This window comes from Arthrobacter sp. 147(2020), assembly GCF_013116715.1.
GTDB lineage: Bacteria > Actinomycetota > Actinomycetes > Actinomycetales > Micrococcaceae > Arthrobacter_D.
In genome coordinates this window covers 1-16,730 of sequence record NZ_JABFOM010000019.1, presented here as the reverse complement: position 1 = coordinate 16,730, position 16,730 = coordinate 1, and the positions used below count along the sequence as shown (strand labels likewise).

Annotated in this window: 15 protein-coding genes, 1 pseudogene and 1 riboswitch; of the genes and pseudogenes, 9 read left to right on the top strand and 7 right to left on the bottom strand. The window is 66.1% G+C overall.

Going from position 1 to position 16,730, the window contains the following annotated elements:
• Nucleotides 1-22: 22 nt before the first annotated feature.
• The 3 genes from HMI58_RS12445 (at nucleotide 23) to groL (ending at nucleotide 3,095) form a co-directional block, all read left to right on the top strand.
• Nucleotides 23-658, top strand: a complete 636-nt coding sequence (locus HMI58_RS12445) for a LytR C-terminal domain-containing protein (RefSeq protein ID WP_171620168.1) — start codon at nucleotides 23-25, stop codon at nucleotides 656-658.
• 18 nt (nucleotides 659-676) lie between these two features.
• On the top strand, nucleotides 677-1,270 hold the full coding sequence (locus HMI58_RS12440) for a GNAT family protein (protein ID WP_318779215.1): 594 nt from the start codon (nucleotides 677-679) through the stop codon (nucleotides 1,268-1,270).
• A 187-nt stretch (nucleotides 1,271-1,457) separates the two neighbouring features.
• Nucleotides 1,458-3,095, top strand: a complete 1,638-nt coding sequence (gene groL / locus HMI58_RS12435; protein ID WP_171586678.1) for a chaperonin GroEL — start codon at nucleotides 1,458-1,460, stop codon at nucleotides 3,093-3,095.
• 90 nt (nucleotides 3,096-3,185) lie between these two features.
• Here groL and HMI58_RS12430 read toward each other — a convergent pair whose 3' ends face one another.
• From HMI58_RS12430 to HMI58_RS12405, 6 genes are all read right to left on the bottom strand, one after another.
• Nucleotides 3,186-3,476, bottom strand: coding sequence for a WXG100 family type VII secretion target (locus HMI58_RS12430; RefSeq protein WP_171586679.1), 291 nt, complete (start codon nucleotides 3,474-3,476; stop codon nucleotides 3,186-3,188).
• 87 nt (nucleotides 3,477-3,563) lie between these two features.
• Nucleotides 3,564-4,964 carry a HAMP domain-containing sensor histidine kinase gene (locus HMI58_RS12425; RefSeq protein WP_205208145.1) on the bottom strand — a complete coding sequence of 467 codons (1,401 nt, stop codon included), beginning with the start codon at nucleotides 4,962-4,964 and terminating at the stop codon, nucleotides 3,564-3,566.
• Nucleotides 4,965-5,023: 59 nt separating this feature from the next.
• Nucleotides 5,024-5,734, bottom strand: coding sequence for a response regulator transcription factor (locus tag HMI58_RS12420; protein WP_171586681.1), 711 nt, complete (start codon nucleotides 5,732-5,734; stop codon nucleotides 5,024-5,026).
• Between the two features lie 63 nt (nucleotides 5,735-5,797).
• On the bottom strand, nucleotides 5,798-7,441 hold the full coding sequence (locus tag HMI58_RS12415) for a DNA repair helicase XPB (RefSeq protein ID WP_171620165.1): 1,644 nt from the start codon (nucleotides 7,439-7,441) through the stop codon (nucleotides 5,798-5,800).
• Nucleotides 7,434-9,887: a helicase-associated domain-containing protein gene (locus HMI58_RS12410; RefSeq protein WP_171620164.1), complete on the bottom strand. Its 2,454-nt coding sequence runs from the start codon at nucleotides 9,885-9,887 to the stop codon at nucleotides 7,434-7,436. Before HMI58_RS12410 ends, HMI58_RS12415 begins: the two co-directional genes overlap by 8 nt.
• A 78-nt stretch (nucleotides 9,888-9,965) precedes the next feature.
• Entirely contained in the window at nucleotides 9,966-10,229 is a 264-nt protein-coding gene (locus tag HMI58_RS12405) for a hypothetical protein (protein WP_171620162.1), read from the bottom strand.
• A gap of 187 nt (nucleotides 10,230-10,416) precedes the next feature.
• Between HMI58_RS12405 and HMI58_RS12400 the strand changes: the two genes are divergently transcribed.
• Genes HMI58_RS12400 through HMI58_RS12390 form a run of 3 tightly spaced genes read left to right on the top strand, consistent with a single transcriptional unit; the run spans nucleotide 10,417 to nucleotide 12,687 of the window.
• Complete coding sequence (locus HMI58_RS12400; protein WP_171586685.1) at nucleotides 10,417-10,800, top strand: cold shock domain-containing protein; 384 nt, start codon at nucleotides 10,417-10,419, stop codon at nucleotides 10,798-10,800.
• Nucleotides 10,801-10,806: 6 nt separating this feature from the next.
• On the top strand, nucleotides 10,807-11,361 hold the full coding sequence (locus HMI58_RS12395) for a DUF3027 domain-containing protein (protein ID WP_171620160.1): 555 nt from the start codon (nucleotides 10,807-10,809) through the stop codon (nucleotides 11,359-11,361).
• 48 nt (nucleotides 11,362-11,409) lie between these two features.
• Nucleotides 11,410-12,687 (top strand): MFS transporter, encoded by a 1,278-nt coding sequence (locus tag HMI58_RS12390; protein WP_171620158.1) that lies wholly within the window; start codon nucleotides 11,410-11,412, stop codon nucleotides 12,685-12,687.
• 38 nt (nucleotides 12,688-12,725) lie between these two features.
• On the opposite strand, the gene serC is transcribed toward HMI58_RS12390, so the two are convergent.
• A complete protein-coding gene (serC, locus tag HMI58_RS12385; RefSeq protein ID WP_171620156.1) occupies nucleotides 12,726-13,850 on the bottom strand; it encodes a phosphoserine transaminase in 1,125 nt (374 codons plus the stop codon).
• A 247-nt stretch (nucleotides 13,851-14,097) separates the two neighbouring features.
• Here serC and HMI58_RS12380 point away from each other — a divergent pair, with 247 nt between their 5' ends.
• The 3 genes and pseudogenes from HMI58_RS12380 to HMI58_RS12370 form a co-directional block, all read left to right on the top strand.
• Nucleotides 14,098-14,805: a metal-dependent transcriptional regulator gene (locus HMI58_RS12380; RefSeq protein WP_171586689.1), complete on the top strand. Its 708-nt coding sequence runs from the start codon at nucleotides 14,098-14,100 to the stop codon at nucleotides 14,803-14,805.
• A gap of 365 nt (nucleotides 14,806-15,170) precedes the next feature.
• Nucleotides 15,171-15,953: a M23 family metallopeptidase gene (locus HMI58_RS12375; RefSeq protein ID WP_318779214.1), complete on the top strand. Its 783-nt coding sequence runs from the start codon at nucleotides 15,171-15,173 to the stop codon at nucleotides 15,951-15,953.
• A gap of 109 nt (nucleotides 15,954-16,062) precedes the next feature.
• A riboswitch (cyclic di-AMP (ydaO/yuaA leader) is annotated at nucleotides 16,063-16,244 on the top strand.
• Between the two features lie 5 nt (nucleotides 16,245-16,249).
• Nucleotides 16,250-16,730: pseudogene (locus tag HMI58_RS12370) on the top strand (hypothetical protein); the annotation flags it as partial.

Here is a 16,730-nt window from a genome sequence, read left to right as displayed (position 1 = left end):
CAAACCAAGGACAACGCAGCAGATGAGCCAATACCCCCGGGACGAGTTCGACAAAATCCCTGAATCCGCCTCGCGGCAGGGCGTCCACCGGGAAAGGCTGGTGCCGCCGAGCTCCAGCGGGCTCGCGTTGAAAATCCTGGTCGGAGTACTGGCGCTCGCCGTCGGGCTCGCCGCCTTCTTCGTCCTTCCCCGATTGGGCTTTGGCAGCGGTGCGGAACCGACATCCGGCCAGTCCGCGGCGACGGCAACCCCCACCGGCGACGCATCGTCCAGTCCTACGGCCGGTACCGACCCGTCCGAACCGGTTCCGTCCGAACCCGTCTCCGATGAGCCGACCGAGGAGGGGACTGCCGAGCCGACTCCCACCGCGGACCCGGACGGCATTGACCGCTCCGAGCCGGTGAATGTCTACAACGCCACCGGGATCGGGGGACAGGCCACTCTGGCCGCCGATAGGGTCACAGCTGACGGGTGGACCGTGGGAGAGATCGCCGACTGGGGTGGAGTGCCCCTGCAGAACTCGGTCATCTTCTACAACGACGCCTCCCAGCTTGAAGCGGCGCAGGAGTTGGGCGGTGTGCTCGGGATTCCGACCCTGATCGAGACTACTGAGGTCTCACCGGACGTCACAGTAGTGGTCGGCCCCGGTTTCCAGTAGACGCGGGCGGCGGATCCCGTGCTGATACTCGAGGGCAGGAAGGTCAGGCTACGCGACTGGTCCTCCGCTGATCTTTCCGCTTACCGCGAATGGCTTCGCCCTCACCAGGAGTGGCACCAGTGGGATGGGCCGTACTTTCCGCCTCCCACTCCGCAGGAAGCCGACGACGCTGTGGGGCGCCTCGCGGGGCAGCTTGCGGCCGGTCAATGGCCAGCAGTCCGACGCCGGATGGTGATCGCTGACACTCGGACAGACCACCTCATTGGGACCGTTTCCTGGCACTGGGAATCAGAGGAAACCGAATGGCCCCGGGCCGGGATCACTGTCTATGACCCGTCGCAGCGCGGTCGCGGGGTCGGAAGCGAGGCTCTCACCCTCTGGGCGGACTACCTCTTCGCCGCAACGGAGTTCCGACGCCTCGACTTTTCCACCTGGTCCGGGAACCACGCGATGTGCAGCGTAGGGCTCAAAATCGGGTGGACCGAGGAAGCCAGATTCCGTGACGCCCGGGTGGTGCGCGGCACTGTGTACGACTCGGTTGTCTACGGTGTGACGCGTGCTCAATGGGCCGGGCTCCGCTTGCACTCAAGCAGCCAGAGTGCTAATTATTGAGTTAGCACTCTATGCCGCTGACTGCTAACCGTCGGCGGCTGGCGAGTGAATCGCACACCTCTGTGGTGAGGGCCGCGTCAGGACGTAAAGAGATCGTCAGGATGTTGCCCGTCCGTCGCGGGCACCACAGCGGGTGAGCATAAGTTTGCTGATAAGCAGGACTGTCCCCGAAAGGACCTAAGCCACTATGGCCAAGATCATTTCTTTTGATGAAGAGGCACGCCGCGGCCTTGAGCGAGGACTTAACATCCTCGCCGACGCCGTCAAGGTAACGCTGGGCCCACGCGGCCGCAACGTAGTCCTTGAAAAGAAGTGGGGCGCCCCCACGATCACCAACGATGGTGTTTCCATCGCCAAGGAGATCGAACTGGACGACCCGTTCGAAAAGATCGGCGCCGAGCTGGTCAAGGAGGTCGCCAAGAAGACTGACGACGTCGCCGGCGACGGTACCACCACCGCTACCGTGCTGGCACAGGCACTGGTCAAGGAAGGCCTGCGGAACGTTGCCGCCGGCGCCGACCCGCTGAGCCTGAAGCGCGGCATCGAGAAGGCTGTCGAAGCCGTCACTCGCGAGCTCCTCGCCTCCGCCAAGGAAATCGAAACCAAGGAAGAGATCGCCGCAACCGCGTCCATCTCTGCCGGTGACCAGCAGATCGGCGATCTCATCGCCGAAGCGCTGGACAAGGTTGGCAAAGAAGGCGTCATCACCGTCGAGGAATCCAACACCTTCGGCCTGGAGCTTGAGCTCACCGAGGGCATGCGGTTCGACAAGGGCTACATCTCCGGCTACTTCGTCACCGACGCCGAGCGTCAGGAAACGGTCCTCGAAGACCCATACATCCTGATCGTCAACTCGAAGATCTCCAACGTCAAGGACCTGGTTGCTGTCCTCGAGAAGGTCATGCAGTCCGGCAAGCCGCTGCTGATCATCGCCGAAGACATCGAAGGCGAAGCGCTGGCCACCCTGGTGGTCAACAAGATCCGTGGCACCTTCAAGTCAGTTGCCGTCAAGGCTCCAGGCTTCGGCGACCGCCGCAAGGCCCAGCTGGCCGATATCGCCATCCTCACCGGTGGCCAGGTCATCGCTGAAGAAGTTGGCCTCAAGCTGGAGAACGCCACCCTTGACCTCCTGGGCAGCGCACGCAAGGTTGTTGTTACCAAGGACGAGACCACCATCGTCGAGGGTGCAGGCAACGCCGACGAGATCGCCGGTCGCGTCAGCCAGATCCGCGCCGAGATCGAGAACTCCGATTCCGACTACGACCGCGAGAAGCTGCAGGAACGCCTGGCCAAGCTGGCCGGCGGCGTTGCAGTCATCAAGGCCGGAGCCGCAACTGAGGTTGAGCTCAAGGAACGCAAGCACCGCATTGAGGACGCAGTCCGCAACGCCAAGGCTGCAGTCGAAGAAGGAATCGTCGCCGGTGGCGGCGTAGCCCTGATTCAGGCTGGCGCCAAGGCTTTTGCATCGCTGCAGCTCGAAGGCGACGAGGCAACCGGCGCGAATATTGTCCGCGTTGCCATCGACGCCCCTCTGAAGCAGATCGCCTTCAACGCTGGCCTTGAGCCAGGCGTTGTTGTCGACAAGGTCCGTGGACTGCCTGCAGGCCACGGCCTGAACGCAGCGACCGGCGAATACGAAGACCTGCTGGCAGCCGGAGTGAACGACCCCGTAAAGGTCACCCGCTCCGCACTGCAGAACGCAGCTTCCATCGCTGGCCTGTTCCTCACCACCGAAGCCGTAGTAGCTGACAAGCCTGAGAAGGCTCCAGCTGGCGGCGGCGGCGGCGACGAAATGGGCGGCATGGGCGGTATGGGCGGCTTCTAGTCCCCACCCCCTGAGGTTTCGCACCTCACCTGGCTGTAACCGGTTGGACGGTATCCCTGAAGGGGGTGCCGTCCTTCCGGCGTTAACCGGCTAGTACTGGAACATGCGTGCGTTGCTCAGTTCGGCGTCCACGTATTGCTGGGTGGCGACCGAGAGGGAGTGGTTGATCTCGGCCAGTGACTCCTCGACCCTCGCTTGGGTGGCCCGCCACTGGATGACCAGTTGCTGGAAGTTGGCCGCGGCCTGTCCACGCCACAGCTGCTCCAGCTCCTGCAACCCCATCTGCATGGCGTTCACCTCGGACTGCAGGCGGGTGATCGTTCCCTGCACCTCGCTGTTCTTGGCCACGAGGGCGTCAGTATCGACCTGGAAGTTTGCCATTGTTGTCCTCCTTTCCCCCTTGACCCTAGGCCGGGGAGCGCCGCCGTGAACGGGCAGGCGGCGAAGTGTGGGCAAACCCCACCAAACTTAGGACGCTGTGGAGGACGAGTCTGCCTCGACGGCCGTGTAGGGCAACCTGATGGACAGGGTGGCGCCGCCACCTTCCGTCTCCTCCAGACGCACCGAACCATCATGCTGGGCCACCAGCGCCGCCACGATGGCCAGTCCAAGGCCGGTACCGCCCGTCTCCCGATACCGGGACGAGTCGGCGCGGTAGAACCGTTCGAAGACCCGGGCCGCGTCCTCCTCGGAAATTCCGGGGCCGTGGTCACGCACCTCAATGACCGAGTCCATCCGGCCATGGATCACCGGAGCCACACCGACGGCGATTTCAATGGGTGTCCCGTCGGGAGTGTAGCGGAGGGCGTTGGTCATCAGGTTGGCTACCACCTGCCGAAGCCGCGCCTCGTCCCCGACGGTCGGTGCAGGCCGGGCCGGGCCTCCGTCGAGCCCGATCACTGTGATCTCGCGGTCCGGGGCGATGGCTCGGGCGTCCAGCGCGGCGTCGTTACCCAAAATGACCAGGTCAAGCGGCTCGGATTCCAGCGGCCGCTGTTCGTCGATCCGGGCGAGGGTCAGCAGATCCTCCACCAGTTCGCCCATCCGTTTCGCTTCGCTTTCGATCCTGCCCATGGCGGCGCGGACGTCGTCGTCGTTCTGTAGGGCGCCGTGGCGGTACAGCTCCGAGAACCCGCGGATGGTCACCAGGGGGGTGCGCAGTTCATGCGAGGCGTCGGCCACGAACCGTCGCATCTTGCGCTCGGATTCGGTGCGGGCAGAGAACGCCGCCTCAATATGCGCGAGCATAGCGTTCAGTGAGCGTGACAGCCGCCCCACCTCGGTGGCGGGCCGTTCCACTTCGACGCGTCGTGACAGGTCTCCGGCAGCGATCGCGGCGGCGGTGCGCTCCACCCTGCCCAGCGGCCGGAACTGCCGGGTGACCGCAATGAATGCAATGCCGCTGGCGACCATGGTGGCACCGAGCCCGACGGCGAAGATGATCTGGCCTGCCTCCTCCAGCGACCGGTTGACCGTCGAGAGGCTGGAGGCCACAGCCACGCTGCCCTGCCCGTTTCTCAGGGCAAAGAGCACCACCCGCCACCCCGGACTGCCGCTGACGCTTCCCGGGACGGTGAACCCGTTCTGTCCCCGCGCCTGGACCTGTTCGACGGTGAGCTCCGGAATGTCGGGAATATCGGTCGATTCCTGGGAGACGGTCGCGCGGAGCGGTTGCCCGTCCTCATTCCTCAGTTCGCCGTAGAACCTCAGCAAGGATCCGTCAGCTGTGCCGTCGGGGAGGATGTTCTGCGCCACATTGGGTGCATTGGCGAGAATGTCCGAGTCCATCTGCTCGATGAGGTTGGTGCGTAGCAGGGACACGGTGACAATGCCGGTGATCGCAACAGTGACCACCATGAGCAGAGTCATGGTGGCCACCAGTTGGGTGCGCAGTGATGCGGCTTTCCACCGATCGATCACGTCGAGGGCTACCGCTTGTCGGCGGTGCGCAGCAGATATCCGACGCCCCGCTTGGTCTGGATCAGCGCCGTGGCGTCGGGGTTCTTGTCGATCTTGCGCCGCAGGTAGGAGATGTAGGACTCGACGATCGAGGCGTCACCGTTGAAGTCGTATTCCCACACATGGTCGAGGATCTGCGCCTTGGAGAGCACCCGGTTGGGGTTCATCATCAGGTAGCGCAGCAGCTTGAATTCGGTGGGGGAGAGGTCGATGATCTCGCCGGCGCGGCGCACCTCATGGGCGTCGTCGTCGAGCTCGAGGTCGTCAACGCGGATCACGGCGTCGTCGTCGTCCATCGGCTGGGTACGGCGCAGGACGGCGCGGATCCTGGCCACCACCTCGTCGAGGCTGAAGGGTTTCGTGACGTAGTCGTCGCCGCCAACGGTGAGGCCGGTGACCTTGTCGTCGGTATCGTCACGGGCGGTAAGGAACACCACCGGGAAGTGGCGGCCGGCGGCGCGGAGCCTGCGGGTCACAGTGAAACCGTCCATGTCCGGCAGCATGACATCCAGGACCGCCAGATCCGGGTTGTGGGTCTCCGCGGCAGCGAGCGCCTCCCGGCCGTTGGCGGCCGCGACCACGTCGAAACCGGCGAACCGGAGCGAGGTGGAAAGGAGCTCGCGGATGTTCGGCTCGTCATCGACAACGAGAAGTTTTGCCTCTGGTCCAGTCTTTTTCACAGTTCCCAGTATCCTCCCAGACTCTGGGAGTTCTCTGGATGGCCAGTGTGAGCTTCCCGTATGTCAGCCCTGAGGAATGTCTGCAGCATCCATGATCCGGTAGGCGTAGCCCTGCTCGGCGAGGAAACGCTGCCGCTTGGCCGCGAAGTCCTGGTCGATCGTGTCGCGGGCGACCACTGTGTAGAACCGGGCAGCCCGGCCGTCGGCCTTGGGACGCAGCAGGCGTCCCAGCCGTTGGGCCTCCTCCTGGCGGGATCCGAAGGACCCCGAAACCTGGATAGCAACTGATGCTTCCGGTAGGTCGATGGAGAAGTTAGCCACCTTGGAGACCACCAGCGTGTGGATCTCCCCGTTCCGGAACTCCCCGAACAGCCGCTGCCGTTCCTTTACCGAGGTGTCGCCCTTGATGACCGGCGCGTTCAGGCGTTCGCCGAGCTCATCCAGCTGGTCAATGTACTGCCCGATCACCAACAGCTGCTCGCCCTGATGGGCTGCGACGAGCTTCTCGACGACGCCGGTCTTGGTTTCCGATGTCGCACACAGGCGATACTTGTCGCCGTCCTCGGCCATCGCGTAGGCCACCCGTTCGTCGCGGGGCAGGTCCACGCGCACCTCAACACAGTCCGCGGGCGCAATGTACCCCTGCGCCTCGATGTCTTTCCACGGTGCGTCATAGCGCTTGGGCCCGATCAGCGAGAATACCTCGCCCTCCCGGCCGTCCTCGCGCACCAGGGTGGCGGTCAGGCCGAGCCGGCGTCGTGCCTGCAGGTCGGCGGTCATCCGGAAGATCGGGGCGGGCAGCAGGTGCACCTCGTCATACACGATCAGACCCCAGTCGTTCGCGTCCAACAGTTCCAGGTGCGGGTACAGGCCGCCGCGGCGGAGGGTGAGCACCTGGTAGGTGGCGATGGTGACTGGCCGGATCTCCTTGACGGCACCCGAATACTCGCCAATCTCATCCTCGGTGAGTGAGGTGCGCTTCAGGAGCTCCTCTTTCCACTGCCGGGCGGAGACCGTGTTGGTCACCAGGATCAGGGTGGTGGTCTGGGAGGTGGCCATGGCCGCCGCGCCGACCAAGGTTTTCCCCGCACCGCAGGGCAGGACGACGACGCCGGACCCGCCAGCCCAGAAGTTCTCCATCGCCAGTTTCTGGTACGGGCGGAGTGTCCAGCCGTCTTCCAGCAGGGCAATGGGGTGAGGGGTTCCGTCTACGTAGCCGGCGAAGTCCTCGGCAGGCCAGCCCAGTTTCAGGAGCAGCTGTTTGAGCTGACCGCGCTGTGAGGAGTGCACCACCACTGTCTCGCCATCGATCCGTGGGCCGAGCAGGGGCTGGATCTTTTTGGCGTGCAGCACCTCCTCGAGCACCGGGTAGTCGTTCGTGCGCAGGACCAGACCGTGCTGGTCGTCCTTCTCCAGGCGCAGCCGGCCATACCGCGACATGGTCTCCTCGATGTCGACGAGGAGGGCATGCGGCACCGGGAACCGGGAATACTTCAGGAGGGTGTCGAGGACATGTTCGGCATCGAGGCCGGCGGCCCGGGCGTTCCATAGGCCCAGCGGCGTCAGCCGGTAGCTGTGGACGTGTTCCGGGGCGCGCTCGAGCTCGGCGAAGGCGGCAATCGCGTGCCGCGCCTCGGTGGACTGTTCGTGGTCCACCTCGAGCAGGATGGTCTTGTCGCTCTGGACGATCAGTGGGCCGTCAGGCATCGGTTGGTGCCCCTTCATCGAGTGTCAGTAGTTCAACGTCCATGATCCGGTGGATCGAGACAACTTTTTCCACCTCGTTGGCAGGGTCGATGACCCGCACCCTGCCGCCGGACACTGATAGTGGAACAAGGACCTGGCGGGTGGAATTCCCCTGGCTGTCGGCAAAGCCGAGCCGGACCGGGCTGCGGAGCCGGATGGCCTTGCGGAGGGTTTCCAGCCCCAGCAGGGTATCGCTCTCCGCAGTGGTCATCCCGCTGGCCGGTGAGGTGCCGGCGCCGCGCAGCACCTCGACCTGGTGCGTGATGTCCTCCGCCGACAGCGTCCACGGGTTCACGGTCACCCGCGACGACGACGGCGACCCCGCGCCACCCGCCGAGGCGGACCGCCCGGCTGTCGGCTGCAGGGGTGCCCCTTCAAGGGCGGGAGCATAGCCGAGGTCGCGCAGGACCGCCGCGAGTTCGGGGCCGGACGCCTGCGACACGACCACGGTGGGCGCGAGCTGCACCAGGCCCAGGGCGGCGGCCCGGGGGTCGGTGAGGAGCGCTGACAGTGCGGCGTCGTCGTCGCTGCGGACGTAGCTATTGGCCCGTCCGACGCGAAGCCTGCCGTACCTGGATGCGGTGTCATCCACCAGGTACTTCAGGGGCTGCGGAACGTCGGTAGCGGAGTGTCGCGCCAGGAACGCCAGGATGGATGGGGCGTCCTGCCCGGCGTCGAAGGCGCGCCGCAGCGAGTCAGCCGAGAACCGGTAGATGCTGGCCGGACCCTGCCCCTCGGGGGTCGACAGGAGTGCCAGCTCGGCTGCAACTTCCGGTTCCAGGTAACCGGGGGCGACGGCGGTCAGATCGGCCTGGAGCATGAAGTGCCGCAACGGTGCGGGAAGGGCGGAGCGCAGGACGGCGGCGGCGTCGTCGAGCTTCCCCTCGGCGGTCAGCGCACCCAGCTCGGTGAGCGCGCCGGATCCGAGCAGACCCAGTCGTGTGGCCTCGGCCATCATGCCCGGAACCAGGCGGACAAAGCGCCTCTGTAGCCGGGGCTGGCTCCACGTCAGCCGTTCGACCACCGCGTTCTCCGTGAGGACCGGAGCCCGCCCGTCGTCGCCGGGTCCCCCCTCGGCGGCGGTGCTCAGCGCCGTCAGCGCCGCGAGCATCCGGGACCTGATGTGCGGCGCGTCCGGCCTGGCGGCCTCCGCGGCCAGCGCGTTGATGGTGGTGCCTGCGGTCAGCTGGGATCCGACGAGGGCTGGTGCGCGCTGTGCATCCTGCCAGGCTGTCACCAGCCGCTGCCATTGCTCCACCCGGTCCTGGGTGAGCCAGGGCATGCCCGGTTCGACCCGCCAGCGGGAGGTATCCACGTCGAGGGCCAGGAGGCCGGCAATGGCGCCAAGCTCCACCAGCCAGGACGCCTGATCGGTGTCCACCCGCAGGGCCTCAGCGAGGCGGCGGATCTCCCTGACGCCCACCCCTCCGGACCGCAGGGTGGCGATCGGGTGCTCGCCGACCACTGCCACCAGCTCGGTGATCAGGCGGAGGGTCTCGGCGACGGCGCCGTGCGCCGCGTTGTCCCGCAGGCTGGTGCGAATGGCGCCCAGGTCCGGAGTCGGAGGGGCAGCCCGCAAGCGTCCGATGATCACGTGCCCCCGGGAGGCGCGGCCCACCTCACGCGGCAGTTCCACGTGGTTGGCGTCGAGCCGGGCCAGCAGCCCGTGCCGGATCAACCACTGGATGGGAGAGGAATCGTCGCCGGCGGCGGCCGGTGAGGTGCCCACCGCCGAGACGCTGAGCCTGCCGAGGAGGTCGCCGGTCCGCTCGGGAGCCTTCGCCAGGAGCGCTTCCCAGCTGGCGGGGGAGGACACCGCCCGCTGGACAACCGCCGCGGCGTCGTCGGTGGTGGCTGCAGTGCCGGCCACGGGAACGTCGAGGCCCAGCCCGCGGAGCAGTTCCACAGCGGCCGGGAGCCGCTGGGCGTAGCTGGGCAGCAACCGGGCCAGCTGCGGCAGTTCGCGGCCGAGCCCGGCGGGGTAGGGGCCCAGCGCCTCGCCAAGCGATTGCACTGGCAGGTAGAACCGGCGGTTCCGGTCGGCGTCGGGGGCGTCCCCGGGGGGCGGGGCGCGGCGGACCAGGGCGAGGGAATGCAGGTGGGCGAGGATGCCGTCGAGGACCTTCACGGTGGCACCGGCGATTTCCGCGCGCAGCCAGCCGGCGGTGGTGCTTTGGCCGGTGTCTGAGTGAGCGGTCAGCTGTACGGCCGTCAGGACGTCGAGTTCGGGTTCGGTGAGGTTTTCCAGGGCCCGCTGGACGCTGATCCGGGTGGATGCCCTGGCGGCAAGCGCGGCGAAGTCGGGCACTGGGGGAAGGATCAGATCCGGGCGCGCCGTGAGAAGGTCACGGAGCCGGGCGTCGCTCCGTGCAGCCAAATCGGAGGCCAGATCGCGGATAGCGGACATTATGACAACGTTACCCCGTCTACCTGTGACGGCCCCTCCCTCGAAGGGTCGTCAGTAGACGGGGCCGAGCTGAAAGGACTAGACCCGTCGTCGGGAGCGGACCCCCGAAAGCACCAGCGCAATCATGAGGACGAAAGCGATCGGGAGGCAGAAGTAGGCTCCAGCCATGAAGCCCGGCCAGACGTCGCCCTGCAGGAAGGCGGTGATGAGCACTGCCGTCAGACAGAGCAGGCCGACGGCGGCCAGCACCACTGCTGTCACCATCAGCACCAGTCGGGGCATACCCGGTGCAGGTTCGCGGGAGCCATGGTCAGGGGCGGGGCTAGGGGAGGTATTTGACATAACGCTAACAGCGTACACAGAGTGTCCCCTTCACAGAGCACCCCGGTATAGGGGATATTCTGGAGGATAGAGACTTCCCCGACGAGACGCTGACCCGCCGCAAGAACCTTGGGCACCGGATCCTTACCATGGGATCGGCACGGTAATCGCAGCGTCCGACGCAGAACCTAAAGAACGAGGTAACGACGTGCCTATTGGCAAGGTCAAGTGGTTTGACGCTGAAAAGGGTTTTGGTTTCCTGGCTACCGACGACGGCCAGGAGGTCTTCCTCCATGCCTCGGCGCTGCCGGCGGGTGTGACCGAGGTGAAGGTGGGCACCAAGCTGGAGTTCGGCGTCGCCGATGGTCGCAAGGGGCTGCAGGCCCTGTCCGCGCGCATCCTCGAGGCGCCGCCATCAGTGGCGAAGGCGTCCCGCAAGAGCGCCGATGACATGGCGGTCATCACCGAGGACCTCATCAAGTTGCTCGACGACGTCTCCAACGGGCTGCGCCGCGGCCGGTACCCGGACAAGTCGCACGCCGGCAAGGTGGCAGCGGTGCTCCGCGCCGTCGCCGACGACCTGGACGCGTAGACCCCGATGGACTCCGACCTCGAGATTGTCGCCCACCCGGACACCACCGCGGGCTCCGACGCTGGACCCGGTGACGCCGGGACCGCCGTCGTCCCGCCGAAGCGCAGGGCGCCGCGGAAACCGTCGAAACCCGACTCAGTGCTGGCCGCCGCGGTGGAGTTCGCGCGGAACGGTGTGCTGCAGGTAGCCGAACCGGGGCAGGTCGGCGACCATGTGGGCGCCTACCCCGATGCCGAACGGGTGGTCACTCACCGTTTCGTGGCCCACCTGCCTGGGTACGGCGGCTGGCACTGGTTTGCCACCCTGGCCCGGGTCCCGCGCGGCAAGGAACCGACCCTTTCCGAGGTGGGACTCCTGCCGTCGGAGACCTCACTCCTCTCTCCGCCCTGGGTCCCCTGGGCTGAGCGGGTGCGCCCCGAGGACTCCGCTACCGACGACGATGCGGGCGTTGAGTCCGCCGAGGGCTCGTCCACTGCGACCGGCTCCCGGCACGACTCCGCTGAGGAAGAATCTGCCACCGGCGACACGCGCTCCTCCGACGCTGCGCCCGGAGGCGAATAACCAGTTGACTCACGGTAGACGTGGAGTGCACCGAGCGGAATCCACCTAATGGGGATGTTCCGTTCGTTGCATATCCACAACTACCGGGTCTGGTTCTTTGGCGCACTGGTCTCCAACATTGGGACCTGGATGCAGCGCACCGCCCAGGACTGGCTGGTGTACGACACTCTTACCGACCAGGACGCCGCGGCGATGGGCATTGTGATGGCCCTCCAGCTGGGTCCCCAGCTACTCGTCGCCCCCTGGGCCGGACTGATCGCCGACTCCGTCGACCGGCGCAAACTGCTGATCCTCACCCAGCTCTCAATGGCCGCACTCGGCGTCGGGCTGGGCCTGATGGTGGTCCTCGGAGTCGCCGAGCTGTGGCACGTCTATGCGTTTGCCCTGGCGCTCGGCTTCGTCTCCGCCGTCGACGCTCCAGCGCGCCAGACCTTCGTCTCCGAACTGGTCCGGGATGATTACCTGCCCAACGCGGTGGCCCTGAACAGCGCGTCCTTTAACGGCGCGCGGATGGTGGGCCCGGCGGTGGCGGGGCTGCTGACGGTGGCGGTCGGCGCCGGGTGGGTTTTCATGATCAACGCGCTGACCTTCGGCGCGATGATCTTCGTCCTGATGACCATCAGGCGCTCCGAGTTGCGGGTCCTGGAGAAATCACCGCCCGGCAAGGGCCGGATCCGTGAGGGCTTCCGCTATGTGCGCAACCGCCCGGATCTGATGATGGTGATGCTTGCCATTTTCATTGTCGGGACCTTCGGGCTGAACTTCGCTGTCTACATCGCGGCGATGGCCCGCACCGAGTTCAACAGTGGAGCGGGCGTTTTTGGTGTGCTGTCGTCGGTGATGGCCGTCGGCTCGGTGGCGGGCGCACTGCTTTCCGCCCGGCGCAGCAAGCCGCGCCTGAGGTACATCTACGGGGCAGCGGCCGCCTTCGGCGTCGCGTGCGGGGCCGCCGCGCTGGCCCCCACCGTCTGGCTCTTCGGGATCACGCTGGTCCCGGTGGGCCTGTTCGCCCTCACCCTGATGACCAGTGCCAACGCCTACGTCCAGACCACCACCGAGCAGGTAATGCGCGGTCGGGTGATGGCGCTGTACTTCGCCATCTTCCTGGGCGGCACTCCGATCGGCGCCCCGATCGTCGGCCTGGTCTCCAACGCGTTCGGTCCACGGTGGAGCCTAGCCGTCGCCGCGGCAGCCGGGATCACCGCGGCACTGGCCGGGATGATCTGGGCCTGGCGCGCTCACCATCTCAGGCTGCGGTACGACCCCGCCCCACGGCGACGGTTCCGGATTGAGACCGACTTCGGGAAACCGGCTACCGACCCCTGACGGGCCGGTTCCTCCCGCTTACCAAGCGAACCCGATCACTACTTCCCGATGACGAAGTCGATGCACGCGAGCAGGGCCGACACGTCGTCCGGGTCAATCGAGACGAACGTCGCGATCCGCAGTTGGTTGCGACCCAGCTTCCGGTAGGGCTCGACGTCGACAATCCCGTTGGCGCGCAGCACCTTCGCGACCAGTGCGGCGTCGATGGATTCGTCGAAGTCGATGGTCGTGATGACGTTGGAGCGGTCCTCCGGGCGGGCCACGAAGGGGGTGGCGACGTCGGACGCCTCCGCCCACCGGTAGATCCTGCCCGCCGAGTCGGCCGTGCGGGCGGCAGCGAACCCCAGCCCGCCGCTCTGGTTCAGCCATTCAACCTGGGCGTTCAGCGTGACCAGGGTGGCCAACGACGGAGTGTTGTAGGTCTGGTTCAGCAGCGAATTGTCGATGGCAGTCTTGAGGCTCAGGAAATCGGGGATCCACCGGTCCGTGGCGGCGATCTGCTCAGCGCGTTCCAGCGCGGCCGGGGAGAACAGGCCCAGCCAGAGGCCGCCGTCGGACGCGAAGTTCTTCTGCGGGGCGAAGTAGTAGACGTCGGAGGCGCTGACATCGACGTCGAGGCCACCGGCCGCCGAGGTGGCGTCGATCAGGACCAGCGCATCGGGTGCGGCGCCGTCGACCCGGTGTACGGGTGCGGCGACGCCGGTGGAGGTTTCGTTCTGCGGCCAGGCGTAGACGTCGACGCCGGTCTCGGCCTCCGGGCTGGGCCGCGTCCCGGGAGGGGAGGTGATCACCGACGACGCCTGCAGGAAGGGTGCCCGGTTGGTCGCCGACGCGAACTTGGACCCGAACTCCCCGAACGACAGGTGCTGTGCCTTGTCCTGCACCAGCCCGAAGGACGCGACATCCCAGAATGCTGTCGACCCGCCGACGCCGAGCACCACTTCATAGCCGGCGGGCGCAGAAAACAGCTGGTTAAGCCCCTCCCGCACCGAACCGACCAGGTTGCGCACCGGTGCCTGGCGGTGGGAAGTTCCCAGCAGCGTCCGGCCAGCCTGCGTCAACGCCTCCAACTGGGCGTCGCGAACCTTCGACGGGCCAGCACCGAAGCGCCCGTCGGCGGGGAGGAGCCCCGCGGGGATCTGTTGGTCCGGGGAAATGCTCATGGTCTCTCCAAGCGGTTGGTGCGGGACGTCGTCGGGATACATTCTGCCGCACGGCTGCCCAGCCCCCGCATTTATGAACAGCCCTCCGCCGCACCCCTGCTTGGGCGGCCAATTGCCGTGGCCAGCCCGAAATGGGTTAACCTTGGGAGGCGTAGAACTTGTGTTCGGCGCTGGCATCCGGCGCCGCGTTTGTACCGCGAAAGCTGCCGCTGTTCCATCCCGCACCAGTGCCTAGGAGCTGAACCGCATGACGGACCTCATCGATACCACTGAGATGTATCTGCGGACCATCCTGGAACTGGAGGAGGAGAACATTGTTGCCCTCCGCGCCCGGATCGCCGAACGGCTCCGCCACTCAGGCCCCACCGTCTCCCAGACCATCGGACGGATGGAACGCGACGGACTGGTGGTGGTGTCCGGCGACCGGCACCTCGAATTCACTGACCTGGGACGACGCCGCGCCATTGGTGTGATGCGGAAGCACCGCCTCGCTGAACGGCTGTTGTCGGATGTGATCGGCCTCGACTGGGCCTACGTCCACGAGGAAGCCTGCCGCTGGGAGCACGTGATGAGCGAACGGGTTGAACAGCGCCTGTACGAGCTGCTCGGCAAGCCGACCGAGTCGCCCTACGGCAACCCCATCCCCGGATTGGAAGCGCTTGGAGGCCCGCCCGCTGAAGACTTCTCCGTCGGGGTGCGCAGCCTGTCATCGGTGATCGGCACGTCCCCGGCTGGATCAGTGATCACCCTGGTCCGGCTTGCCGAGCCCATCCAGGTGGACCCGGAGCTGCTTTCCCAGCTGGATGAGGGCGGATTGCGCCCCGGAACCGCCATCTCCGTGCAGTCGGTGGGGGACTACGTCTCGGTTCGCGTGGACGGTATCGAGGGTGCGCTGGAGCTTCCACCCGAGGTGGCCGCGCACGTGTTCGTGTCAGTCTCACCAGCCGCCATCTAGCGCCCAAGGGCAGCCGCGTAGCGCCGATCCCCCGATAGTCCAGATAAGTTATCCACATGAGGATAACGAACGCATCTCTTTTGCATCTGTCTTCGTAAAATGGAAAACTACCGTTGATACGTAAGCGTTATCTAATCAGCAGGATCTAAATCTTTGCGCTTTATCCTGCATCGTGCCAATCCCGTTGAGGGGTCCATGGCCGGGGCGCGAGTTGCCCGGGGGCAGTAAGTCACTTCGCCCTGAAACTGCAGTTCGATTTCGGTGCCGCACCGCGGCGTGGATCAGAGCCGAGTTCTCCGAATTCGCATCATTGACCCATTTCACCCGGCCTTTTGGAAAGGGAGCCTTTGTCGGAGGACAACGTTGTGGACAGCCAACGCCTGGCCATCCCGGATCAGACCCGGCGGCCCCGGGATGGCAGGCGGGACGAACGGCGACGCCGGGCCTCGCGCAGCGCCGATGGTGGGACCCTCGCGCGGATCGGCCAGAAACTGGCGATCTCCGCCGCGGTGTCCGGTCTGGCCCTGACGGTCACTCTGCCCACTACGGCAGCGACCCAGCCCATTGCGGTTCCGGCGCCCACGAGTGTCAGCGTCCTTCCCTCAGGCGAGGTGCATGCCGACTCCGGCGGGATCAGGGCGCCATCAACGGCGCCGGTCGACTTCAGCCGCACAGCCCTGCGGAGTACCTTCGACCCCGAGACCAAGTTGAGTGAGATCCTGACCGCCGGCGACGGCGGGGTTCCCACCGCTGCCAAGGGATCCCTTTCTTCACCGGTCAAGGACGTAGAGATCTCCTCCCCGTTTGGGAATCGCATCAGCCCCATCACCGGCATCGGCGGCGAGCATCACTCCGGGCAGGACTTCAGCAGCCCGTGCGGCTCCGCTGTTCTGGCCGCGGCCTCAGGCACGGTCACCTTTGTGGGGTGGCACGGCTTCGGTGGAGGCAACCGGGTGGTGATCGATCACGGCAACGGACTGGAATCCAGTTACAACCACCTCTCCGTCAGTAGCGTCGAGGAGGGTGAGTCAGTTGACCGCGGCCAGACAGTGGCACAGACCGGCAGTACCGGTGCATCGACCGGCTGTCACCTGCATTTCGAAGTACTAGTCGACGGTGACCCGGTCGACCCGATGGGGTGGCTGTAACCATCTCCATACCGTTCCGTGACCGGAATGTGACATTAGGTCTGATCTGTTGTACCGTCGACCTCGTGCCCAATTCTTATAGGTTGGGCACTCTCGAGTGGATCGCCTAGCTCTGCCACTGCTCGAGATCCGTTCGCACAATTCGCATGGCAGAGGCGGGGGAACCACATTATTTGGATTTCGCAAGAAGTCCTTGGGGTTAAGTCGTGCCATTCCGAAGAGGAATTGCGCGGCCGGGTGACTCCCATCCGAATCCGACAGCTCACCTCGCAGGCAATTGGGAGAGGCAATCGAACGTGTCAAATAACTCTGCTCTGGGCCGCCACCGGGCCGCCCGCACCCACACCAGCGGGTTGACCGCCATTTCAGGCGCTGTCTCCTCCAACGCTGGATCGGTTGGCCGCCAAGCCGCGGTCATCGTTGCAGCAACCGGTCTGGTCCTGGCCGCCGGACTTCCCGCACACGGCATCGGCGAGTCGGAGCGCGTAGTACTCTCCACCCCCCTGAACGCGGCCGCCGTGACCGTTGACGAAGTCAGCGCCCCCGCCACCGCCAAGATCACCTTCGAGCGTGCGGCAGTCAAGGCGACGCCGGCCCCCGCCAAGATTGCCCCCGTGGTCGAAGCCAAGGCTGAAGCAGTCGAGCCGGTCGAGGTTGTCGAAGCAGTTGCCCCCGCAGCTCCCGTCGTCGAGCCCGTGCAGGCAGTCCCAGCCGTAGCGGTCCAGCCCGCCGTCGCGGAGTCCGCCCCCGTCGAGGCTCCGGTTGAAGCCCCCGCAC